Below are 23,587 nucleotides of genomic sequence, written 5' to 3'. Positions count from 1 at the left end.
CTCCGGCGCGCCCTCCGGCGGACCGCGGGCCCCTGGCACGCGCCCACCACCGGAGCGCGGGCCCCCTGGCACGCGCCCGCCACCCCTCCCCCGGCGGACGGTTCCCGTCCGTCCGGCGGCCGTGAACCGCCGGTGCCCCGCTCCTCGTCCCGGAAGCCGACACGCTTCCGCGGGCGTCGGCGCCGGCGGCCCGGACGTGGTCCCCGGACCACCACCGACCCGTCCCGCACCGTCCTCCGTCCCGCCCGACCCGTCCCATCCCCGAAGGAACACACCCATGGCACAGCCCGACGCCCACGGCACCACGCAGCTCCCCACGGACCCGGCCGTCCCCGCCGGTTCCTCCGGCCCGTCCGGCTCCGGCTCCGGCTCCGCCGAGGAGCGGACGCGGCAGGAGCGGGAGCCGCTGCCCGACCCCGTACCGCTGTACGGCGAGGACTACAAGACCGACCCCTATCCGCTGTACACGCGCCTCCGCGACAAGGGCCCCCTGCACCGGGTGCACTTCCCCAGCGGCGTCCACGCCTGGCTGGTCACCGGCTACGACGCGGCCCAACAGGCGCTCACCGACGACCGGTTCGGCAAGAACCACGACCTCGGGAACGACGCCTGGCGGTCCAAGGCCGCCATCATGCCGGAGCCGCAGCACTCCCAGCTCCAGGTGCACCTGCTGCACCAGGACCCGCCGAAGCACACCCACATGCGGCGCATGGTCACCGACGCCTTCACGCCCCGCGCCGTCGAACGCCTCCGCCCGCGCATCCAGGAGATCGCCGACGAGCTCCTCGACGCCGCGCTCCGCGACGGCCCGGCGGACGCCGGCGGACGGGCCTCCTTCGACGCCGTCGAGGGCTTCGCCGCGCACTTCCCCTTCCGCGTCCTGGCCGAGGTCATCGGCCTCCCCGAAGAACTGGCCGGGGACTTCGACCGCGACTGGGGCAAGGTCGTCCAGCCCGTGGGCCCGAGCGACCCGCAGCGCCCGGCGTACGAGGGGCGGCTGCGCGCCCTGCAGACGTACATCGCGCGCGTCACGGACGCCAAGCGCCGCGAGCCCGGCGACGACCTGCTCACCACCCTGGTGGCCGCGCACGACGCGGGCTCGCTGACCACCGAGGAGACCGACTCGATCGTCTTCCAGCTGCTGGTCGCCGGGCAGGAGCCGGTCACCAACCAGATCACCACCGCCCTGGTGGCCCTCCTCCGCCACCCGGACCAGCTGGAGCGGCTGCGGAAGTCCCTCACCGACGAGGACGGCGACCCCGCCCTCCTCGCCCGCGCCGTCGAGGAACTGCTGCGCTACGACAGCGCCTTCGAGCTGACCACCTGGCGCTTCTTCGCCGAGGACACCGCGTTCCACGGCGAGACCGTGCCCGCCGGGGACTCCGTCATCGTCTCCCTCAGCGCGGCCAACCGGGACCCGAAGCGGTTCGCGGCCCCGGACACCCTGGACCTCGACCGGCAGCCCAACCCGCACCTCGCCTTCGGCCACGGCATCCACTTCTGCCCCGGCGCGGCCCTCGCCCGCATCGAGCTGCAGACCGCGCTGCGGACGCTGCTCACCCGCCTCCCCGGCCTCCGGCTGGAGGCCGGACCCGGCGAACTGCCCTGGGTCCACGCCGTCCTGGCCCGCGGCGTCAACCGGCTGCCGCTCAGCTACACCCCGGAAGGCGGCCCCGAAGACGGACAGGACGCCGCTCCGCGCTGCCCCTTCCGCCACTGACCACCACCCGTACCACCACCCGCAGCACCGAACGACCCACCCGAGGCCCGAGACGGCGACCCCGCCCCGGGCCCTTCTTTCACCAGGAAGCGAGACCACCCATGCCCGCCACCACCCCGTCGGCGACCGAGTCCCTCACCGAGACCGCCCATGCCGTCCTGTCCCAACTGCTGCCGCACCGGCGGACGATCGAGGCGGACCCGGAGAACGACACCACCCACGACTTCCCGCATCAGATACGCCAGATATCCCACCACCTGGAACGCCGGCAGCCCATCCTGTTCTCCCTGCCCGGCTTCCCCTGCAAGTCGCCCAACACCGCGAAGGTCATCAGCCACCTGCCCGACGAGGGCGAGCGGCTCGCCCTGCACTTCCTGCAGGACCTCTGCACCGGTATCGAAAAGATCTATTCGCCCGGCGCGCGGGTCCTCATCTGCTCGGACGGCCACATCTTCGGTGACGTCATCGGCGTGCCGGACGAGCACATCGACGCCTACGGCGACACCCTGCGCACGATGATCCAGGAGGAGGGCCTCGACCACCTGGGCACCTTCGACCTGCGCGACGTGTACGGGCCCGACCTGGACTACGACGAGAAGCGCCGGATGACGGCCGACCGGTACGCGCCCACCGTCGAGCAGCTGCGCGCCGAGGTGAAGACCGACGAGTCCACCCTGCGGATGTACCGCGGCATCACCCGCTTCCTCGTAGAGGACACCCCGGACTGGACGGGCAGCAAGGCCGCCCTCCAGCGCCAGTCCCGGCAGCGGGCCTACCACGTCATCGCGCGCAGCCGGGCCTGGGCCAGCCTGATCGCGGACTACCACCAGGACACCGTCCGGCTGTCCATCCACCCGCAGAACCGGAACGAGGCCAAGTACGGCATCAAGTTCCTCGACACCAACAACCCCTGGACCACCCCCTGGCACGCCACCCTGCTGAAGCACCCCGACGGATTCCAGCTGGTCCACCACACCCGGGCCGCCGAACTGGGCGAGCCCGTACGGGAGAACGGCCGGGTGACCCACTACCGGACCGACCTGCCGATGTCGACGCAGGCGTAACACGCGGCCGCCCGAGCGGTGCCGGGAGAGGGGCGGGCGTCCCGCGCGCCCCTCTCCGCGAGGCCCGTGCGCCCGCCGCTACTTGCGGGCGTAGAGCCGCATCGTGACCGGGCCGAAGACCAGGACGAACAGGGCCGACCAGCCCAGCGTCCAGGCGATGTGCGCCGACGGCGTGGCACCCTCCGTCAGGCCGCGCACCGCGCTGCACAGGTGCGTCAGCGGACTGTTGTTGACGAACGCCTGGAGCCAGCCCGGCATGGTGCGCGGCTCGACGAAGACGTTGCTCAGGAAGGTCAGCGGGAAGATCACCGCCATCGAGACGGCGATCACCGCCTTCTCCGTGCGGAGCAGCAGGCCGAACATCGTCCACAGCCACGAGAAGCAGAAGCTGAAGAGGAGCAGCAGCGCCACTCCCCCGATCACGCCGCCGGCCCCGCCGTGCGGCCGGTAGCCCATCACCAGGCCGATCGCCAGCATCATCACCGAGGCCAGGACGTACCGCAGCATGTCGCCGAGCAGGTAGCCCACCATGACGGAGGGGCGCCAGACGGGCAGACTGCGGAAGCGGTCCAGGACGCCCTTGGCGATGTCGGTGTTGACGGCCATCCCGGTGTACATGGTGATCATCACGACGGACGTCACCATGATGCCGGGCAGCAGGTACTGGAGGTACGCGTCGGTCGAGCCGGCCAGCGCGCCGCCGAACAGGTACGTGTACATCAGCACGAGCATCACGGGGAACGCCGTGACGTCGAAGAGCTGCTCGGGTACGTGTTTGATGCGGAGCACCGCGCGCCAGCCGAAGGCCAGCGAGGTCGTCAACGCGCCGGGGCGGGGCGGGCGTTCGCCCGCGACCAGTGCGCCGATCAGCGCGTCGGCCGCCCTCGGCTGCTCCGCGCCCGCGCCGGATTCCGACCCCGTCCCGGGGCCCGTCACCGTGGTCATACCCCCACCTTCCCCGCCACCCGGCCGGCGCCGGATCCGTCGTCCGTCAGCGCCAGGAACACCTCGTCCAGGCTGGGCTGGCCGAGGGCGAAGGACTCCACGCCGATGCCCGCCCGGGCCAGTTCGGCCAGGGCCCTGGACGCCTGTCCGGCCGCGGCCGCGCCACCGCCGCCCAGCCGGACGGTGAGGGCCACCGGGTCGTCCTCCCGCTGTGTCACGCCCGTGAGGCAGGCGTCCAGGACTTCCGCGGCCCGCTCCCGGCACCCGGCGTCCTCCAGGCGGACGTGCACCGAGCCGGCGCCGACGGACGCCTTGAGCTCCGCCTTCGTCCCCTCGGCGATGACGCGTCCGCGGTCGATCACCGCGATCCGCGACGCCAGCCGGTCGGCCTCGTCCAGGTACTGGGTGGTCAGCAGCACGGTGGTGCCCTGCGCCACGACCGCGCGGACCATCTCCCAGACGTGGTTGCGGCTGCGGGGGTCGAGTCCGGTGGTGGGCTCGTCGAGGAACAGCAGGTCGGGCCGGCTGACCAGGGACGCGGCGATGTCGAGCCGGCGCCGCATGCCGCCCGAGTAGCCCTTGACCTGCCGGCCGCCCGCCTCGCTCAGGCCGAAGCCCTCCAGCAGCGCCGCCGCCCGCTGCCGGGCGCCGCGTGCTCCGTAGCCGAGCAGCTTGCCCAGCAGCACGAGGTTCTCCGCGCCGGTCAGATCGTCGTCGAGCGAGGCGAACTGGCCGGTCAGCGCGACCCGGGCGCGTACCCCCTCGGCGTCCTCCACCACATCGCGCCCGAACACCCGTACCCGGCCGCCGTCCGGCCGGAGCAGTGTCGCGAGGATTCTCACGAACGTGGTCTTGCCGGCCCCGTTGGGTCCCAGCACCCCGTAGACGCCCCCGGTGGGCACGACGAGGTCGACGCCGTCCACGGCTCGTACCCCGCCCCCGAACACCTTGACCAATCCCGCTACTTCGACCGCCGCACCGCTGCTCGGCGCCATTGCGGCCACCCCCCTTCCGTATGCGGAAACCGTCCGGACTCCCTCGCTCCGCGCAGGCCCATCCCCATCCTTCCGGCATGGCCGGTCCTTTGGGCACGGCCGGCCGAGGAACCGGCCCGCCCAACCTGCCCGCCCCCGGCCGGTGAATCAAGGGGTGGGTGCGTACCAAAACACCGAGGACGCAGGGGCGTTACGCGGTTCCGGCGCTTCCCGCACCCTACACCCCCATCCTGTCAATATGTTGGCTGGAAATACATAGCACACCGACAACTCTCCTGAGTAGCCTGTCTACTTATGAGGCAGAACGCTGTACGGGGACATCTCGACGGGCTGCTGCTCGCCGTGCTGGAGACCGGCCCGCTCCACGGGTACGCGATCATCACGGCGGTCCAGCAGCGCAGCAACGGCATGCTGGAGCTCCGCACCGGCACCATCTACCCGGCGCTCAACCGCCTGGAGCGGCTGGGTTTCCTGCGGAGCACCTGGGAGGCCGACGGCGAGCGGCGGCGCCGCCGTTACGAGCTGACGGACGCCGGCCGGCACACCCTCGCCGCCGAGCGGACCGCCTGGCGCGAGTTCACCACGGCGATCGGCTCCGTCCTCAACCCGGCCGCGCGCCCCGGCCTCGCCTCATGATCCCCAAAGGAGCCTCCGACGGCGTCCCCGATGCCCCGCAAGCCCCCCAGGGCGACGTCCTCACCGCCGGCGACCCCGTCGAGGACCACCTCGCCGCCCTCGGCGCGGCGCTCCACGGCCCGCCCGCGGCGAAGGCGCGCCTGCTGGAGGAGCTGCGCGGCGGCCTGCAGGACGCCGTGGCGGCCCATGTCCACGCGGGCATGAACCGGGGCCCGGCCGCGGAACTCGCCGTCCGCGACTGCGGATCCGTGGACGAGCTCCTCCCCGCCTGTCAGCACGAGCTGACCATCGCCCAGGTCCGGCAGACCGCCCGCGCCACCGCGGCGGCCACCCCCCTCCTCCTCGCCGCCTGGTACCTCCTCCACACCAACGCCCCCTCCGGCGCCTGGCACCTCACCCACACGGCGCACTTCCTGGCCACCCGGATCACCACCTTCACCGCCCTGGCCGCGTTCCTGGCCTTCGCGGTGATCGCCCTGACCGGCACCCTGGCCCGCTGGATACCGACCCCGTCCCGGCTCCCCCGCACGGTGGCTTGGACGAGCACGGCGGTCACCGCGTCCATGGCCCTGTGCACCCTGGTCCTCGCCTCCACCATGCCCCTCACCGACCACTGGCCCCTCACCACCCTGGCCACCCTCCTCACCGCCGCCTCCCACGCCGTCACCGCGGGCCCCGCCCGAGCCAGCCGCCTCTGCGCCCGGCTGCCGACTCCGGCGCTGCGTCCCTGAACGGGGGCCGGGGCGGACAGGGGCGCACTCCAGCGGCACACCGGTCAACCGTTCCATCGAATATGCGCGGGACCCACTTCCACCGCGACGGCAAGCGCCCCCCGGCCCGGCTGGACGGCGGCCTCCGACGCCAATCTGTACTGAATCGCCGCCGAGCGAGCACACGTCACACCATGACGACGCATAAGACCACCACGGAGGCGGCCCGGACGGCGGGTCGGCCGCGGATTCTGATCGTCGGCGGTGGGTTCGCCGGTGTGGAGTGTGCCCGGCGGCTGGAACGCCGACTCAAGCCGCAGGAAGCGCTGATCACTCTGGTCACGCCCTTCGACTACCAGCTCTATCTGCCCCTGCTGCCCCAAGTGGCGTCCGGAGTCCTCACTCCGCAGTCGGTGGCGGTCTCGCTCCGCCGTGGGCTGCGCCGGACGCGGGTGCTGCCGGGCGGTGCCATCGGGGTGGACGCGGCGGCCAAGGTGTGCGTCGTACGGAAGATCACCGACGAGGTGGTGAACGAGCCGTACGACGTCATCGTGCTGGCCCCCGGCAGCATCACCCGCACGTTCGACATCCCCGGCCTGACCGACCACGCCCGCGGCATGAAGACGCTGGCCGAGGCGGCGTACCTGCGGGATCACGTCATCGCCCAGCTGGATCTGGCGGACGCCGCCACCGACGCCGCCGAGCGTGAGGCGCGGCTGCGCTTCGTCGTGGTGGGCGGCGGGTACGCCGGTACGGAGACGGCGGCGTGCCTGCAGCGGATCACCACGGCGGCCTGCGAGCGCTATCCGCGGATCGATCCGCGGGACGTCCACTGGCACATCCTCGACGTGGCGCCCAAGTTGATGCCGGAGCTGGGCGACCGGCTGGGTGCCGAGGCGGCGCGTACGCTGCGGCGGCGCGGGATCGAGGTGTCGCTGGGCGTCTCGGTGGCGAAGGCCGAGGCGGACCGGGTGACGCTGACGGACGGCCGGGAGCTGCCGTGCCGGACCCTGATCTGGACGGCGGGGGTGGCCGCCAGCCCGCTGGTCGGCACGCTGGGCGCCGAGACCGTCAAGGGCCGGCTGGCGGTCACCGACCGGATGACGCTGCCGGGCTTCGACGGCGTCTTCGCCCTCGGCGACGCCGCGGCCGTGCCGGACCGCGCCAAGGGCGACGGCGCGGTGTGCCCGCCCACGGCCCAGCACGCCCAGCGCCAGGGGAAGGCGGTGGCCGACAACGTGGTGGCGTCGCTTCGTGGCGAGCCGCTGCGTCCGTACGTCCACAAGGACCTGGGCCTGGTCGTGGACCTCGGCGGCAAGGACGCCGTCTCGAAGCCGATGGGCGTGCAGTTGACGGGCCTGCCGGCGCAGGCCGTGGCCCGCGGCTACCACCTGCTGGCCCTGCGCACCAACGTCGCCAAGGTGCGGACGGTCACCAACTGGCTGCTGAACGCGGCGGCCGGTGACGACTACGTCCGCACGGGCTTCCAGAGCCGGCGGCCGGCCACCTTGCGGGACTTCGAGTACACGGACGCTTATCTGACGCCCGAGGAGATCCGGGCCCGTACGTCGTCCGCCGTCACGGGTTGAGGGCTGCCCCGCGGCCCCGTCAGGTCCATCAAGCCCATCAGGCCCATTAGACCTGCCAGTTCTTCAGGCCCCGCCGGCCCCTTCAACCCCGTCAAGCCATCCCAGGCCGTACCCGAGCGGCGGCGCCCCCCGCGTCCAGGCGGGGAATGCGCCGCTGGGCGGCCGCCGCGGCGGCGAGGTAGCGGAGGTCGGGCCGCAGCGTGTACTCGCGCAGGCACGCCTCGGTCAGCTTGATCACGTGCTCGTCGCCGTGTTCGGCCGCCCGCGCGGCCAGTTCGCGGGTCGACGGCGGCTCCGGGACCTCTTCCCGCCACGCCTCCGTGCCCTCGCCGCGCCGGTCGGTGGTGAGCGCCAGCAGGAAGGCGGACTGCACCTGCCAGAGCCGGGCCGCCGTCGGGCCGTGCAGTGCGTGCGGGAGGTGCGGCAGCACGAGGCGGACGGCGGCCGGGGCGGTGACGCCGTGTACGAGCGGTACCGGGAACACCTCGGGGTGACCGAGGTAGACGTCGGCGAACTGGCAGGTCATCTCGCCGAGCAGGTGTACCGCCTCCTCGGGGGCCAGCCACTCCAGCGCGTCCCCGTACGCCGGGAGCCTCCCGAGGGCCGCGAACCGGCCGGCGACGATCCCGGGGTCGAACGGGCGGTCCTCGGCCGTCCGCGGCAGGGCGGCGACGGCGGTGGGGACGGTGTACGTCCCGCCGAGGCGCGGGGTGCCGGGGAGTTCGGTGTAGCGGGCGGCCCAGTAGGCGAGGCCGCGGGCGAGTTCGCGGTGCTGGTACGGCGTGGGCCGGTCGCCCGCGGCGGACAGGCCGCGTACGGCGTGCGCGGTGCGGATGAGGCCGTGGGTCAGGCCGGCGAACAGTCCGGGCAGCAACCGGGGCCACCACCGGGCGAGGACGTCCCGCCAGTGCGCCTCGGCGAGTTCGCGGACGAAGAGGCCCTCCCAGTCACCGGCCCGGCGGAAGTCGCCGAGCGCGGGGCGCCACGAGCCCTCGTCCGGCGACAGGGGGAAGCGCTCGGACGGCGGTTCGTGGTGCTCCATCACCCGCCGGTACCGGCCGACCCAGCGGGCCACTTCGTCCTCGTGGCCCAGCAGGGCGAGCGCCTCCGCCCCCATCGGCCCGTGATTGGCGAGGTCGACGCCCTTGCCTCGTTCGTAACCGAGATCGTCGAGCCGTTCGAGGGCGTCGTTGACGGCGTCGTGATAGGTGACCGGCGACACGTGGGACACCAACCCTTCGGAGTTCCGAATAGTTTGTGAATCCGAACCGTTTACACTCGACAGTATGCCGCAAGCGGAAACTCCCCCACACCCGGCCCCCGCGCCCCGCCACCCCGACGACACCGCCGTCGTCGGCCTCATCCCGCTGCTGGAGCCCTACTTCCGCGCCGGCGCGGTACGCGACCTCATGCCGGCACCGCTGCGCGACGCCATGGAGACGCACGGCCTGACGGCTCGTCACGGCGCCGTCCTGCCGCAGCTGCTGACCGCCGGGCCGCTGAGCGTCGGCGAGATCGCGCGGCGGCTGCACGTCTCGCTGCCCACGGCGAGCGAACTCGTCGGCGGGCTGCACCGGGCGGCCCTCGTGGAGCGCACCGAGGACCCGGCCAACCGCCGCCGTGTCCTGGTCTCCCTGGCCGAGGCGTACCGGGCCCCGCTGGAGACGTTCATGGTCCGGCGCGGCGGGCCGCTGCTGCGCGCGCTGGCCACGCTCGACCCGGCGGAGCGCGCCGGGTTCGTCGCCGGACTCACGGCCTGGGCGCACGAGGTGCAGGGCGGCTGAGGTGACGCGGAAGCTGCCCGGCGCGACACCGAATTCCGGACATCCGCGCGACCCGTCCCTTTTCGGCCCACTCCCGACCGTCCCCCTCGCTGGTCACGCAGCGCACCAGGCGTCACGTCATGTGTCGTTCGCCTGACGGTCCGAAGTCGTTCATCGGTCCCGCCCCGATCGGCCTGTCGTCACCGTCCGCAATCCGAACACAACTGACCGGAAATAGCCGCAGTTTTTGACTGAACGCGTCGACGTAGCCAAATCTCTGTCAAATGTTGTCAATGACGTCCGAGAGTGGCGGCGGCCTCTTACGCGGCAGGGACTTCCGGGACTTCCGGCTGCTGCTGTCCGGTGCCGCGGCGGGGCAGTTGGGTGCGCAGGTGACCCTCGTGGCCCTGCCGCTGGTCGCCGTGGTGGAGCTCGACGCCTCGCCGCTGCAGACCGGGGTCCTGACCGCCGCCGAGACCGCCGCGTTCCTGCTGGTGGGCCTGCCGGCGGGGGCCTGGGTGGACCGGATGCGCCGACTCCCGGTGCTGATCCGCGCGGACCTCGTCCGCGCCCTGGCCATGGCGGCACTGCCCCTGGCCGCCTGGGCCGGCGTCCTGACGATGACCCAGCTCTACGTGGTCGCCCTGATCACCGGCGTCGCCACGGTCTTCTTCGACATCGCGCACCAGAGCTACCTGCCGTCCCTGCTCCCCCGCGAGAGGCTGGTCGCGGGGAACGGCGCCCTGGAGACGGTCCGTTCGTCCGCCCAGATGGCGGGGCCGGGGGTGGGCGGCGTCCTGGTGCAGCTCGCCGGAGCGCCCTTCGCCCTGCTGGCGAACGCGGTCGGCTACCTCCTCTCCGCCCTCTGCCTGCGCGGCATCCGCACCCCCGAGCCCCCGCCCGCCCCCTCCAACGGCGAGCCGCTGCGCGCCCAGGTGATGGAAGGGCTCGCCTTCGTCTTCCGCAACCCCGCCCTGCGCATGATCGCCTGCTCGACGGCGGTCGCGAACTTCTTCGCCGCCATGCTGACGGCCGTGCAGACGGTGTTCCTGGTCCGGGTGCTGGACCTGCCGGCGAGCGCCGTCGGGCTGATGCTGTCGGCGGCGGCCGTCGGCGGACTGTGCGGAGCGCTCTGCGCGGACGTCCTCGGCCGGGCCGTCGGCAGAGCCCGCGTCATCTGGCTCGCCCCGCTCCTCACCGGGCCGTTCGCCCTGCTCTGGCCGCTGGCCGGGCGCGGCGCCGCGGCGGCCTGGTTCGCCGTCGGCGAGGCCGTGGTCTTCTTCGGCGCCGTGGTCTACAACGTCGCCCAGGTCAGCTTCCGCCAACTCCTCTGCCCCGACGGGCTGCTGGGCCGGATGAACGCCACCCTGCGCTTCGTCGTGTGGGGCACGATGCCCTTCGGCGCCCTGGTCGGCGGGGCCGTCGCGAGCGCGTACGGCGCCCGTGCCGCCGTCTGGCTGTGCGCCGCGGGCTTCCTGCTGGTGCCGCTGCCCCTCCTGCTCTCGCCCCTGCGGCGGCTGCGCGACCTGCCGGCCGTCCCCGTCGCGGGCTGAGCGCTCCCCCTCTCGTCCTTCGAACCGCCGCGCCGCTTCCGGCGCGCGGGAGGTCACCGTGCAGTCCCCCAGCATCACTTCCGCCTACCTCGACCGCTACCGCCGGCTCACCGGCTCCGAGGGCGCCGGCGCCCCGCTGCCCGTCACCGGGGCCCAGCGGAGGTTCCTCCTGGCCCGCCGGCTGGACCCGGCCGGGCGGCCCGCGCTCGTCCCCCTGTTCTTCGCCTTCCCGTCCGGCGCCGTGGACGTGGCGCGGCTGCGCGCCGCCGCCGGCCATCTGGCCGCGCTGCACCCGGCGTTGCGGGTGCGCCCGGAGGTGAGCCGGGGCGTGCCCGTGCAGCGGATCGGCGCCCCCGAGGGGTGGGTCCGCGAGGTCCCGGTGCCGCCCGGGGCGACGGCGGCCGAGGTGCTGCCGCGGGCCCTGGCCGACTGGCCGCCGGAGGGGCCGCCGCTGCGCTTCTTCCTCGCGACGGGAGAGGACGAGGACGTCCTGGCCCTCGTCCTCGACCACGCCGTCTGCGACGAGCAGTCGCTCGGCGGCATCACCGACGGCCTCACCCGCGCCTACGCCGAGGGCCTCGGCCCCGGCGACGTCCCGGAAACGCGGGCGGCGGAAGGGGCGGCCGCCTACCGCGAGGCCGTGGAGCTCCAACTCGCCGCCGAGGAGCGTTCGTCCGCGCCCGCCGCCCGCGCCTACTGGGCCCGCCGGCTGGCCGGCCTGCGCCCGCCGCCCCCGCTCCCGGAGCGCCCGGAAGCGGCCGGCACCGGCAGCACCCGGCTGCGGCTTCCGCTCCCGGCCGGCGATGGCCGGGCGGCGGCCTTCCCCGCCGCGCTCGACGCCTGTGCCCGCGCCGCCCGCGCGCTGTACGGCGCGGAGCACGTCCCGGCGCTCGGCTACCCGTGGGGCGGCAGACCGGCCGCCGCCGAGCCGGTGCTGGGCTGCTTCCTCAACACCGTCGCCCACCCGGCCGACGCCGGGGACCCGGAGGCGCGCACCGCCGCCTGGTGGGACGACTTGGACCACGCCGACGCCCCCTTCGACGAGGTGGTCCACGCGGTCCGCGGCGCCGGTGTCGCCTGGTCCGGGCGGTTCGACGGGCTGCTGACCTTCGAGGACCTCGCCCGCCGCCCGCCGCTGCGGCTGGGCGGCGCCACCGGGCGCGAGACGCACCTCGACGACCGGCCGCTCCAGGCGCCGTTCGCGGTGTCCGTCTCGTACGGCGACGACCTGCTCGTCCGCATGGCGTGGCGGCGTTCGGACGTCGACGACGACCGGGCCGAGGACGCCTTCGCGGCGCTCGTCTCCGTCCTCGCCACCGCCTGACCCCACCCCGCTCCCCCACCTACACCGGCGCCCCGGCCCACCGGCCGGCCGCCGTCCCGGCGCTCCCCCGTCCCACCCGACGGGACCGCGCCGGCACCCCGCACATCCCGCCTCATCCCCCACCCCTACGGAAAGGCAGAACGTGTTCCCGCTCTCCACCTCGCAGGAGATCGTGTGGCTGCACGAGCAGATGCTCCCCGGCAGCCGCGCCTACAACTTCACCGCCACCCTCGACCTGCGCGGCGACCTCGACGAGGACGCCCTGCGGGCCGGCCTCGCCGCCGTCCTGGACCGGCACCCCGGGCTCAGGCTCGAACTCGTGGAGACGTCCGGGGGCCTGCCCGGGCAGCGGATCCGCGAGAGCTGTCCGCCACGCCTGAGGACCGTCGATCTGAGCGGCGAGGACGATCCCGAGGCCGCGTTCGCCCGGCTGCTGCGCACCGAGGCGGAGACGCCGCTGGACGTGCACGAGGCGCCGCTGCTGCGCTGGACGCTGGCCCGGCTGGGTGACGGTCACCACCGCCTCGTCCACGTCGAGCACCACCTCGTCCACGACGGGCACTCGTTCGCGATCCTGCTCCGCGACCTGTTCACCGTCTACCGGGCGCACCTGACGGGCGAGACCGTCGACCTGCCCGAGGCCCCCTCGTACGCCGAGCACATCGCGGCGGCCACCGGGCCGGGCCGCGAGGAGCGGCGGGCGGCCGGGCTGGCGCACTGGCGGCGCGAGCTGGACGGTGCCGCCTTCGACCTGCCGCTGCCCGGCCTGACCCGGCCGGGCGCCCGCCGCCGGCACGCGGGGGCGCAGCTGCGGCAGACCGTCGAGCCCGAACTCGCCGAGCGGCTGCGGGAGCACAGCAGGTCCCAGGGCCACACCCCGTTCTCCACGCTGCTGGCTCTCTTCGCGGAGCTGCTGCGGCGATACGCGGGGCGGACGGACCTGGTGGTCGGCACGGCGGTCGGCAACCGTCCGGCGGGCTTCGAGGAGACCGTCGGCATGTTCGTGAACACGATCCCGCTGCGGCTGCGGCTGGACCCGGAGGCGGGCGCCGACGCCCTCGTCGACGACGTGACCGACGGGCTGATCCGGGCGCTGCCGCACCAGGACGTGCCGGTGCAGGTGCTGACGCGGGAGCTGGGCCTGCACACGTCGGGCGCGGACAACCCGCTGTTCGACGTGATGTTCAGCGCGCACGACGCGGTGCTGCCGGAGACCGAGGTGCCGGGTCTCGACGTCTCGCTGTTCGAGGGCTTCAACACCGGCACGACCCGCTTCGACCTGGACCTGGTGCTGATCCCGGACGACCGGCGCATGGTCGGCCCGCGCACGGGGGCCGGCGGGATGACGCTGGTGTGGGACTACGACCGGGACCTGTTCGACGAGGAGACCGCCCGGCTCCTCGCCGACCGCTTCCTGCGCCTGATCCGCGCCTACCTGGACGCGCCGTCGGCGCCGGCCGCCGCCCTCGACCCGGAGCCGGCGCCCGGGGCCGTGGCCGTCCCCGCGGACGACACCGACGACGTCCTGGACCCGCTCGCCCGGCACGGCGCCGGCCGCGTCGCCCTGTTGAGCGGCGCCCGCAAGCTCACCTACGGTGAACTCCACAGCATGGCCGACGAGTTGGCGGGCCGGCTGACGGCCGCCGGGGTGCGGCGCGGGCAGCCAGTGGCGGTGGTCCTGCCGCGCGGCGTCCACAGCGTGGTGACGCTGCTGGCGTGCCTGCGCATGGGCGCGGTGTACTGCCCGCTCTCCCCCAACGACCCGGCGGACCGGCTGGAGACGCTGCTGCGCCGGCTGCGTCCGGCGCTGGTGCTGGCCGACCGGGAGAGCGCCCTGTCGCTCCCGGCCGAGGGCCTGCCGCTCGCGCTGCTGGACGGCCCGGACTTCCCGGCCGCCGAGCCGGCCGAGCCGCTGGCGGACGCGGCGTACGTCATCCACACGTCGGGCTCGACGGGCCTGCCGAAGGCCGTGGTGGTCGGCCGGGCCGCGCTGGCGCACCACGCGCGGGTGACGGTGGAGCGGTACGCGCTGTCGCCGGAGGACCGGGTGCTGGTGTTCGCCCAGCCGTCGTTCGACGTGGCGCTGGAGGAGGTGCTGCCGTCGCTGCTGGCGGGCTGCTGCCTGGTGCTGCCGCAGCGCGAGGTGCCGACGGCGGCGGAGCTGGTCGCCGTCCTCGCCTCGCGGCGGGTCACGGTGGCGAACCTGCCGACGAGCTATCTCCTGGCCACCCGCGCCGAGTTGACGGAGGCGCTGCGCGACGGCATGTGGGCGCCGCGGCTGCTGGTGGCCGGCGGCGAGCGGCTGCCGGCGGCGGCGCTGCGCGAGGTGCTGGACGCGACGGACGCGACGGTGCTCAACGCCTACGGGGTGACCGAGGCGACGATCACGTCCACCGTGCACGAGGTGGTCCGCGAGGGCTTCGATGACGCGGCGGAGGTGCCGCTGGGCGCCGCGCTGCCGGGCGTCGGGGTGCACGTGCTGGGCGCGGGGCTGCGTCCGCTGCCCGCGGGGGCGGTCGGCCAGCTGGCCGTGTCCGGCGCCTGCCTGGCCGAGGGCTACCTGGGCAACAAGGAGGCGACCGAGGCCCGGTTCGTCCGCGTGCCCGCCCTCGGTGGCGAACGCGTGTACCTCACCGGTGACCTGGGCTTCACCGGCCGGGACGGGCTGGTGCGGTTCCTCGGCCGGCACGACAACCAGATCAAGCTGCGCGGCTACCGCATCGAGCTGGAGGAGATCGAGGCCGCGGCCTCGGCCGAGCTCGGCGGCCGGTCCTGCGCGGTGGTGCTCGGCCGCTCGGCGGCCGGCCCCTGCCTCGTAGGGTTCCTCGACGGCGGCGCCGAGCCGGACCAGGTGGCGCTGCACCGGGCGCTGTCCGGGCGGCTGCCGGCCGCGCTGGTCCCGTCCCGCTGGATCCGGCTGGAGTCGATGCCGCTGCTGTCCGGCGGCAAGCCGGACCGTACGGCCCTGGCCCACCTCGCCGAGACCGCCGAGGAGGCGGCCCCGGAGGCGCCGGAGACCGCGGCCGTCCCGGCCGTCGAACTGCTCGCCGAGGGCTGGCGGGAGGTGCTGGGCCACGACCGGTTCACCCCGGCGTCCCACTTCTTCCAGGTCGGCGGCCACTCGCTGCTGGCCGCGCAGCTCGCCGCCTGGCTGGAGCCGCGGCTGGGCGGACGCCCGCCGCTGCGGGTCCTGTTCCAGAACCCCGTCCTGTCCGAGCAGGCCCACGCGGTGGCGGAGGCGGTCCGATGAGCACCTCCCCGTCGTCGGTCCTGGAGGCCGACCACCGCGAGATCGTCGACTCGTTCGCCTCGTTCGTCCGCCGCGAGCTGGTGCCGCTGGCCGCCGAACTGCCGGAGGGCGGCGACCTGCCCCCGGCCGACCTGCGGGCGTACGTCCGGCAGCGGTCGGCGAAGCTGGGCTTCTACGCCGCCGACCACCCGGAGGAACTGGGCGGCTCCGGCATGCCGTTCACCGCCGTCGTCCAGCTGCACCACGCGGCCGGGAGCAGCGGCTGCCCGCTGGCGCCCTACGCGCTGGCCGGCTCGGACGGGCCCAGCCCGCTGCTGCGGCAGGGCACGCCCGAGCAGATCGAGCGCTACCTGATGCCGCTGGTGCGCGGCGAGGCGACGCGCTGCCTGGCGCTCACCGAGCCCAACGCCGGGTCCGACGCCTTCCGGCTGACCAGCACGGCCACCCGGCGGGACGACGGGGGCTGGGTGCTGTCCGGCCGCAAGACGTTCGTCAGCAACGCCGGGCACGCCGACTTCGCGATCGTCGTGGCCCAGGCGGAGGCGGGCGCGACCGCGTTCGTCGTCCCGATGGACCACCCGCGGCTCCGCATCGGCCAGTGCTACGCGGGCATGTCCGGCGAGGAGCTGTACGAACTGATCCTGGACGGCGTGGAGTTGCCGGCCGACGCGGTCGTCGGCGGCGAGCCCGGGATCGGCGCGGCCATGGGCCACGGCATCGACAGCCTGTCCCGGGGCCGGCTGGTGGTGGCCGCGATGTGCAACGGCATCGCCGAGTACGCGCTGCGGCTCGGCGTCGAATACGCCCGCGAGCGGCGGGCGTTCGGCGAGCGCATCGGCGCCTACCAGCACGTCCAGGAGCACCTGGTGAGCAGTCGCGCCGAGGTCGAGGCGGCCAAGCTGCTGACGCTGGCCTGCGCCCGGCTGGTCGACGACGGCGTGGAGGCCCCGGAGAACGCGGCGCTGGCCAAGCTCACCGCCTCCGAGACGGCCGTCCGCGTGGTCGACCGCGCGCTGCGGGTGCACGGGGCCACGGGCTGGGTGCGCGGGCATCCGCTGGAGTTCCTGTACCGGTACGTCCGGATGATGACGATCATCGAGGGGACCTCGGAGATCCAGAAGGTGATCGTCGCCCGGGCCATGGGGCTGGGCTGACCGTGCGATCCGGCCTCCCCACCCGACTCTTCGTGCCGAACTCTTCGCGCCAACCGAGGACATCATGACCACTGCATCTGTCGCGTACGGCGCCGAGCGCGCCGAGCGCGGGCCGGACGACGTCCTGGCCCGCTTCGCGGACCGGGTCCTGCGCGACCCGTCCGCCCCCGCCGTCGAGGACGGCGACCTGACCTGGACCTACGCCGAACTCGACGCCTTGGCCGACCGCACCGCCGACGCGCTGCGCGACCGGGTGCGGCCCGGCGACCTGGTCGGCGTCTGCCTGGACCGCTCCGCCGCCCTGGCCGCGACCGCCGTCGCGCTGGCCCGGCTCGGCGCCGTCTACCTGCCGCTGGGGCCGCGCCCCGGCGAGCGGCGCCTCGCGGCCGTCGCGGACGTCCTCCGGGTGACCTGCCTGATCGGCTCCGCCGACGCGCTCCCGGAGGCCGCCCGGGCGACCGGCGTCCTCCCCCTGCCGCTCCCGGCGGCCGGGGCCAACGTCACCGGGGAGCCCGTCGCGGCGTTCCCCGCCACCTCGGCGGGGAACCGGCGCGGCGCGCCGGAGGGCACCCTGTACGCCGTCCTCACCTCCGGCACCACCGGCGTGCCGAAGGCCGTCGCGGTGAGCTCCGCGGCGCTGGCCGCCCGGCTGGACTGGTACACCGAACGCACCGGCTGCGGGCCGGGCGACCGGCACAACCTGCTGATCGGCGTGGCCTTCGACCCGCACCTGATGGAGCTGTGGGCGGGCCTGACGTCCGGGGCCGCGCTGAGCGTCGCGCCCGACGACGTCCGCTGGGACCCGCAGGCGCTCACCGACTGGTGGCGCCGCGCCGGCGTGACGGTGTCGATCCTGCCCACCCCGCTGGCCGAGCTCGTCCTCGAACGCCCCTGGCCGCGCGACCTGCCGCTGCGCCACCTGAGCACCGGCGGCGACCGGCTGCGCCGCGTCCCCGGCCCGGACGTCACCGCGCGCGTGGACAACAACTACGGCCCGGCCGAGGCGACCGTCCTGGTGACGGCCCACGCCCTGAACGGCGCCGACGCGTCCACGCCGCCGCCCATCGGCACGCCGCTGCCCGGCGTCGTCGCCTGCGTGACCGACGCCGACGGGCGGCTGGTGCCGCACGGCGAACCGGGCGAACTGCGGGTCGGCGGCGACGGTCTCGCGATCGGCTACCTGGACCCCGAACTGACCACCCGGCGCTTCGTCCCGCCGCCCGCCGGGGTGACGGGCACCGACCGGGTGTACCGCACCGGCGACCGGGTGCGGATGCGCCGGGACGGCGTGCTGGAGTTCCTGGGCCGGCTGGACGCCCAGCTGAAGGTGCGCGGTGTACGCGTCGAACCGGCCGAGGTCGAGGCCGCGTTCGAGCGGGACCCGCGCGTGCTGCGCACGGTCGTCGCGGCGGACACCGCCGCCGGGGGCGGCGTCCGGCTCGTCGCGTTCGTCCGGCCGGCGCCCGGCGTGGCGGCTCCCTTGACGGACGAACTGCTGGCCGCGGTACGCGGCTGGCTGCCGGAGCAGGCGGTGCCGGCGGTGGTCCGCCTCGTGGACGCCTTCCCGGTGGACGCGAACGGCAAGGTGGACCGCGAGGCGCTGCTCGCCGGACGGCGCGAGGACGCCGCGGCGCCGCGGGCCGCCCGGACCACCGAGACCACGGCCCCGCTCGCCGACCGGCCCGAGGGAGCCACGGCCGCTCAGGCGTCGCCCCCCACCGAGGACCTGGTCGTCGGCCTGTGCCGGGAGCTGCTGGGCCGTCCCGACCTCGGCGCGGACGCCAACTTCCTCGGCTCCGGCGGCGATTCGTTGTCGGCGGCCCGACTGCTGACGGCCCTGGAGGAGCACTCCGGCGTCCGCCTGCGCGCACCGGAGGTCCTGCGCCAGCCGGACCTGCGGGCACTGGCCGCGCTGCTGGACGCGCGACGGGGGCCGGTGGCCGCACCGGCGGCTCCGGGCACGGAACCGGCGGCGGACGACCCGGGTGGGAAGGCGAACCCTTCCACTGAAGACCTGGTCGTCGGCCTGTGCCGGGAGCTGCTGGGCCGTCCCGACCTCGGCGCGGACGCCAACTTCCTCGGCTCCGGCGGCGATTCCCTGTCCGCCGCCCGTCTGCTGACCGCCCTGGAGGAGCACTCCGGCGTCCGCCTGCGCGCACCGGAGGTCCTGCGCCAGCCGGACCTGCGGGCACTGGCCGCGCTGCTGGACGCGCGGCGGGGGCCGGTGGCCGCGTCCGCGGCCGACGGTACGGCGGTCGCCGCGGGCCGCCCGGCTCAAACGGCGAACCGCCAGGCCGGAGCGACGAACCACCCGGCCGGAGCCGCGGGCTTCCCGGCCGAGGGAGCGGACCGCCCGGCCGGAGCCGCGAGTTCCCCGTTCGAGACGGCGTCCCGCCCCGCCGGCGTCCTCGGGCGCGTGCTCGCCCACGCCGCCGCCACCCCCGACGCCCTCGCCGTGCGGGACGCCGGCGACACCCTCACCTACGCCGAACTGACCGACGCCGCCCGTCGGTTGGCGGGCGTGCTGCGGGCCCGGGGTGTCGGCCGGGGGACGCGGTCGGCGTCCTGCTGCCGCACTCGACCGGCGTCGTCGTGGCCCAGCTCGCCGTCTGGTGGGCGGGCGGCCACTACGTGCCACTGGACGCGGCGTACCCGCGCGCCCGGATCGCCGCCATGCTGGAGGACGCCGGGGTGGTCCTCACGGTGGGCGGCAAGGACCTGCTGGAGGCGGCCGGGGTGCCGGCCGGCCGCGCGCTGGCCGTCTCGGCGGCGGGCGGTACGTCCGACGAGGGCGCGCCGCTCGGGGAACGGGAGCTGCCGGAGCCGTGCGCGTACGACGCGGACGCCGTCGCGTACACCATGTTCACCTCCGGCTCGACGGGCCGGCCCAAGGCGGTCGCGATCCCGCACCGGGCCGTGGCGGAGCTGGTGACGGAGCCGGAGTTCCTCACGGTCACCCCGCGCGACCGGGTCCTCTTCCACTCCCCGCTCGCCTTCGACGCCTCGCCGTTCGAGCTGTGGACGGCGCTGGCCAACGGCGCCGCGGCCGTGGTGTCCACCGCGGACCGGGAGTCGCTGGAGAACCTGGCCCGGGACGTGGAGCGGCTCGGGGCCACGGTGGCCCTGTTCACCACGGCCCTCTTCCACCACCTCGCGGCCCGCGGCTCGGCGGTCTTCGGCGTGCTCCGGAGCGTGATCGTCGGCGGCGAGGCGCTGTCCGGCCGGCTCGCCCACGCCGTGCTGCGCCGCCACCCCTGGCTGGAACTGGTCAACGGCTACGGGCCCACCGAGGCCACCAGCTTCGCCACCGCCCACCGGGTGCTCCCGGCGGACGGCGAGGATCCGCCGCCCATCGGCCGGCCGATCGCCGGTGCGACGGCGCACGTCCGGGACGAGCACGGCGCGCCGGTGCCCGCCGGTGGCCGGGGCGAGCTGTGGATCGGCGGCTCCCGGCTGGCCCTGGGCTACCTGGGGCAGCCGGAACGCACCGCCGACGCGTTCGTCGAGGATTCCGCGCACGGCCGGCTCTACCGCACCGGCGACCTGGTCTCGGCCCGCCCCGACGGCACACTGGAGTTCCACGGGCGGCTGGACGACCAGGTGAAGGTGCGCGGCTACCGCATCGAGCCGGGCGAGATCGAGCACGCGCTGCGCTCGCACGCCGGGGTCGCGGACGCGGCGGTGACGGTCCTGCGGCCGGACGCGTCCGACGGCGCGGGCACGGTGGACGCGCGGCTCGCCGCCTTCGTCGTCCCCGCGGAGGGTGCGCGTCCGTCGCCGGCGGCGCTCCGCGAGCACCTGACCGGGCTGCTGCCCGCACACATGCTGCCGTCGGCCTGGTCGCTGACGGACCGGCTGCCGGTGACGGCCAACGGCAAGGTCGACCGGGCGGCGCTCGCCGGCCTGCCCCTGGCCGCGCCGCACACGTCCGGCACTCCGGCCCGTGAACTCACGCCGCTCCAGCAGGCGGTGGCGGCGGCCTGGGCCCGTGCCCTGGACCGCGAGGTCACCGACCCGGACGCCGACTTCCTGGCGCTGGGCGGCCACTCGCTGCTCGCGCTGGGCATCGTGGACGACCTCCGCGAGGACCTGGGCGTGGAGCTGTCGCTCGCCGCGTTCTTCGCCGCCCCCACGGTGGCGGGCCAGGCCGAGCTGGTGGAGCGGGAACTGGCCGCCGCGTTCGGCCCGGACGAGACGGAGGCCGGCCGATGACCGCCGCCCAGGACGTCGCGCGGCAGGAGGAACTGCTGCGCAGGGCCCGCCGCCGCGCCGCGGGCGCCCGTACGGCTCCCGCCCCCGCGCGGGAGGACGCCGGCCCGGCCCCCCTCTCGCACGCCCAGCACCGCATGTGGCTGATGGAGCGCCTGGGGCACACGGGCGCGCTGTACAACGTGCCCTTCGCCACCCGCGTCCGCGGCCCCTTCGACCGCGAGGCGTTCGGCCGGGCGCTGGACTGGCTGGTGCGCCGGCACGAGGTGCTGCGTACCCGCTACCGGCAGGCCGGCGGCGAGCCGTACCAGGAGGTGCTGCCGCCCGCGCCGGTACCGGTGCCGGTGGTGGAGGCCGCCGCCGACGCGGCCGGTCCGCTGCTGCGGGCGGAGGCGGAGCGCCCGTTCGACCTCGCCGAGGGCCCGGTCCTCCGGGCCCTGCTGCTCCGGCACGCGCCGGACGACCACACCGTCCTTCTGACGCTGCATCACATCGCGGTGGACGGCGGCGGGTTGGAGATCGTCGCGCGGGAGCTCGGCGACCGGTACCGGGCGGTCGTGGAGGGCCGCCCGGACGGTCCCGAGGACCCGGCGCCGCGCTACACCGACTTCGCGCGGCGGGAGCGGTCGGCGCCGGAGGACGAGGAGGGCACCGCCTACTGGACCCGGCGGCTCGCGGGGGCCCGCCCGCCCGCGCTGCCGGGTCCGGCGGACGGCACCGCCGCCACCGGGGGCTCCCGCGGCGAGGGGCGCCTCCTCACCGCCCTCCTCCCGACCGGCAGCGTCGAGGGCCTGCGCGAGGCCGGCCGCGCGCACCGGGCCACGCTGTTCACCGTCGTCCTCGCGGCCGCCTTCGGCGCTCTGCTGGAGGCGACCGGCCGGGAGGACCTGGTCGTCGGCTGCGCGAGCGGCCACCGCGACCGGGCCGCCGACCGGAACCTGGTCGGCCTCTGCGTCAACACCCTCCCCGTCCGCCCCGACCTCTCCGGCACCGAGGACTTCGCCGGCCTGCTGGACCGGGTCCGGGACGAGCTGCTGCGGGCGCAGCGGTACCGGCACGTGCCGTTCGACACAATCGTGCGGCGGCTGGACCCGTCCGCCCGGGACACGGACGGCGGCGCCCTGGTCGGTGTCACGGCGGACGTCGTGTCCGGACCCGTCGGACTGCGGTTGCCGGACGCGGAGTGCACCCCGGTCGACGTCCCGCTGGGCACGGCCAAGTTCGGCCTCGGCTTCTTCCTGGAGGAGGCCGTGGACGGGCGTCCCGCCCGGTGCGTGGTGCAGTACGACGCCCGGCGGCTGGACGGCGGGGCCGCGCGGGCCCTGCTGGACGGCTTCGCGGGCCTGCTGACGGGCGTGGCGGCGGCCGGGAACGCCGCGCTGCGCCGGCCGGCCACCGCCCCCCAGGCCGTGCCGGAGGACGCGCCGGCGCCGTCGGCGGAGCACCTGCCCGGTCCGACGCCCGAGGTCGAGGCGGTCTTCGCCGACCTGCTCGGCGAACGGCCGGGCCCCGACGGCGACTTCTTCCTGCTCGGCGGCCACTCGCTGCTCGCGGTACGGGTCGCCGAACGGCTGCGGGAGCGCTTCCACGCGCCGCTCACCGGCCTCGACGTGCTGGAGCACCGCACGCCGCGGGCGCTCGCCGCGCTGCTCGACGAGCGGACGGCCCGGCGCGCGGCGGCCCGCCCGGCCGCCGGGCGGCGTACGTCCGCCCGGGCCGGTACGGTCCTGGTCACCGGCGGCACGGGCGGCGTGGGCGCGTTCGTCCTGCGCGAACTCGCCGCGCGGGGGCGCCCGGTGCGGGCGCTCGTCCGGCCCGAGTCCACGCATCTGGTGCCGGACGGTCCCGACGTCGAGATCGCCGAGGGCGACCTGACCGACCCGGACAGCCTCCGCGCCGCCGTACGCGGGGTGGACGCCGTCATCCACTCCGCCTGCACCTTCACCTCCCCCGAGGTGGACGTGGCCGCGATGCGGGCACTCCTCGCGGAGCGGCGTCCCGGACCGTTCGTCTTCGTCAGCAGCGTCGACGCCTACGGCTCGCCGTCGGTGGCGGAGGTTCCGGAGGGCGCGCCCTCCGAGGAGCCGGTGAGCGCGTACGGGCGGGGCAAGCTGGACTGCGAACGCCTGCTGCTGGAGGCGGCCGGTGCCGGGGGCGGGGCGAGCGTGGTGCGGGCGCCCATCGTCTGGGGCGATCATCCGCGGTTGCGCGACCAGTTGCGCTGGGGTGCGACCGGTGATCTCTACCAGGCGGCACGGGCGGGCGGCCCGGTCGTCCTGCCGGCCGCCGGGGCCGTCCCTCCCTCGGGTGATTCCTGGGCGGGGGCACCGTGGATCCACGCGGCTGCCCTGGCACGGGTGTTGACGCACTGTGTCGAGCGGCCTGTGGACGGGGTCGTCAACGCGATCGGCGGGCATGTGGCCTGGGCCTCGTTCGCCGAGGAGCTCGTCCGGCTCCTGGGCACCTCGGGGCCCGTCGTTCCCGCGGACACGTCCGCACCCGGGCTGCGTCACCGGCACCGGTATCGCGCGGAGGCGTTGGCGGAGTTGCTCGTGCCGCGGGCCGGAGAGGGCTGGCGGGAGGTACTCGGCGCAATGCTGCGGGGCTGACGCGTGGAGGGCGCCCCAGTCCCACCCCTTCGCCGATTCCCGGGGGCCGGCCCCCGGGCCCCCGAA

The 23,587-nt window shown here is 75.3% G+C and carries 15 protein-coding genes and 1 pseudogene; 13 read left to right on the top strand and 3 right to left on the bottom strand.

Features of this window, described 5'->3' with window-relative positions; genetic code table 11:
• Positions 1–277 precede the first annotated feature (277 nt).
• Together ACQEVS_RS32145 and ACQEVS_RS32140 are read left to right on the top strand one after the other, a co-directional pair.
• Complete coding sequence (locus ACQEVS_RS32145; protein WP_433026794.1) at positions 278–1,720, top strand: cytochrome P450 family protein; 1,443 nt, start codon at positions 278–280, stop codon at positions 1,718–1,720.
• A 101-nt stretch (positions 1,721–1,821) separates the two neighbouring features.
• Positions 1,822–2,784: an L-tyrosine/L-tryptophan isonitrile synthase family protein gene (locus tag ACQEVS_RS32140; protein ID WP_433026791.1), complete on the top strand. Its 963-nt coding sequence runs from the start codon at positions 1,822–1,824 to the stop codon at positions 2,782–2,784.
• A 78-nt stretch (positions 2,785–2,862) separates the two neighbouring features.
• On the opposite strand, the gene ACQEVS_RS32135 is transcribed toward ACQEVS_RS32140, so the two are convergent.
• The gene (locus ACQEVS_RS32135) at positions 2,863–3,729 is read right to left on the bottom strand and encodes an ABC transporter permease (protein WP_433026788.1); all 867 of its coding nucleotides are present in this window, start codon (positions 3,727–3,729) and stop codon (positions 2,863–2,865) included.
• Positions 3,726–4,724 carry an ATP-binding cassette domain-containing protein gene (locus tag ACQEVS_RS32130; RefSeq protein WP_433026785.1) on the bottom strand — a complete coding sequence of 333 codons (999 nt, stop codon included), beginning with the start codon at positions 4,722–4,724 and terminating at the stop codon, positions 3,726–3,728. The genes ACQEVS_RS32135 and ACQEVS_RS32130 overlap by 4 nt, the downstream gene beginning before the upstream one ends.
• Positions 4,725–5,018: 294 nt before the next feature.
• On the opposite strand from ACQEVS_RS32130, the gene ACQEVS_RS32125 reads away from it, so the two are divergent.
• The 3 genes from ACQEVS_RS32125 (at position 5,019) to ACQEVS_RS32115 (ending at position 7,659) form a co-directional block, all read left to right on the top strand.
• A complete protein-coding gene (locus ACQEVS_RS32125; RefSeq protein ID WP_433026782.1) occupies positions 5,019–5,360 on the top strand; it encodes a PadR family transcriptional regulator in 342 nt (113 codons plus the stop codon).
• Positions 5,357–6,091, top strand: a complete 735-nt coding sequence (locus ACQEVS_RS32120) for a permease prefix domain 1-containing protein (protein ID WP_433026779.1) — start codon at positions 5,357–5,359, stop codon at positions 6,089–6,091. The genes ACQEVS_RS32125 and ACQEVS_RS32120 overlap by 4 nt, the downstream gene beginning before the upstream one ends.
• Before the next feature lie 173 nt (positions 6,092–6,264).
• Positions 6,265–7,659, top strand: coding sequence for an NAD(P)/FAD-dependent oxidoreductase (locus tag ACQEVS_RS32115; RefSeq protein WP_433026776.1), 1,395 nt, complete (start codon positions 6,265–6,267; stop codon positions 7,657–7,659).
• 91 nt (positions 7,660–7,750) lie between these two features.
• On the opposite strand, the gene ACQEVS_RS32110 is transcribed toward ACQEVS_RS32115, so the two are convergent.
• On the bottom strand, positions 7,751–8,890 hold the full coding sequence (locus ACQEVS_RS32110; RefSeq protein WP_433026773.1) for a questin oxidase family protein: 1,140 nt from the start codon (positions 8,888–8,890) through the stop codon (positions 7,751–7,753).
• Positions 8,891–8,945: 55 nt separating this feature from the next.
• Here ACQEVS_RS32110 and ACQEVS_RS32105 point away from each other — a divergent pair, with 55 nt between their 5' ends.
• The 8 genes and pseudogenes from ACQEVS_RS32105 (at position 8,946) to ACQEVS_RS32070 (ending at position 23,521) form a co-directional block, all read left to right on the top strand.
• Positions 8,946–9,443 carry a MarR family winged helix-turn-helix transcriptional regulator gene (locus ACQEVS_RS32105; protein ID WP_433026770.1) on the top strand — a complete coding sequence of 166 codons (498 nt, stop codon included), beginning with the start codon at positions 8,946–8,948 and terminating at the stop codon, positions 9,441–9,443.
• Between the two features lie 272 nt (positions 9,444–9,715).
• Positions 9,716–10,975, top strand: coding sequence for an MFS transporter (locus tag ACQEVS_RS32100; RefSeq protein WP_433026767.1), 1,260 nt, complete (start codon positions 9,716–9,718; stop codon positions 10,973–10,975).
• Between the two features lie 58 nt (positions 10,976–11,033).
• The gene (locus tag ACQEVS_RS32095; RefSeq protein ID WP_433026764.1) at positions 11,034–12,299 is read left to right on the top strand and encodes a non-ribosomal peptide synthetase; all 1,266 of its coding nucleotides are present in this window, start codon (positions 11,034–11,036) and stop codon (positions 12,297–12,299) included.
• Positions 12,300–12,441: 142 nt separating this feature from the next.
• On the top strand, positions 12,442–15,549 hold the full coding sequence (locus tag ACQEVS_RS32090; protein ID WP_433026761.1) for a non-ribosomal peptide synthetase: 3,108 nt from the start codon (positions 12,442–12,444) through the stop codon (positions 15,547–15,549).
• Positions 15,546–16,703 (top strand): acyl-CoA dehydrogenase family protein, encoded by a 1,158-nt coding sequence (locus ACQEVS_RS32085; protein ID WP_433026758.1) that lies wholly within the window; start codon positions 15,546–15,548, stop codon positions 16,701–16,703. Before ACQEVS_RS32090 ends, ACQEVS_RS32085 begins: the two co-directional genes overlap by 4 nt.
• Positions 16,704–16,767: 64 nt before the next feature.
• Positions 16,768–20,547, top strand: a pseudogene (locus tag ACQEVS_RS32080) (amino acid adenylation domain-containing protein); the annotation flags it as partial.
• 17 nt (positions 20,548–20,564) lie between these two features.
• Positions 20,565–20,915: a phosphopantetheine-binding protein gene (locus ACQEVS_RS32075; RefSeq protein WP_433028129.1), complete on the top strand. Its 351-nt coding sequence runs from the start codon at positions 20,565–20,567 to the stop codon at positions 20,913–20,915.
• Positions 20,912–23,521, top strand: a complete 2,610-nt coding sequence (locus tag ACQEVS_RS32070; RefSeq protein WP_433026755.1) for a condensation domain-containing protein — start codon at positions 20,912–20,914, stop codon at positions 23,519–23,521. Before ACQEVS_RS32075 ends, ACQEVS_RS32070 begins: the two co-directional genes overlap by 4 nt.
• The last annotated feature ends 66 nt before the right edge of the window (positions 23,522–23,587 follow it).

The sequence above is a fragment of the Streptomyces sp. CA-181903 genome (assembly GCF_050937075.1).
Classification (GTDB): domain Bacteria; phylum Actinomycetota; class Actinomycetes; order Streptomycetales; family Streptomycetaceae; genus Streptomyces.
This window is presented reverse-complemented; position numbering and strand designations above follow the sequence as displayed.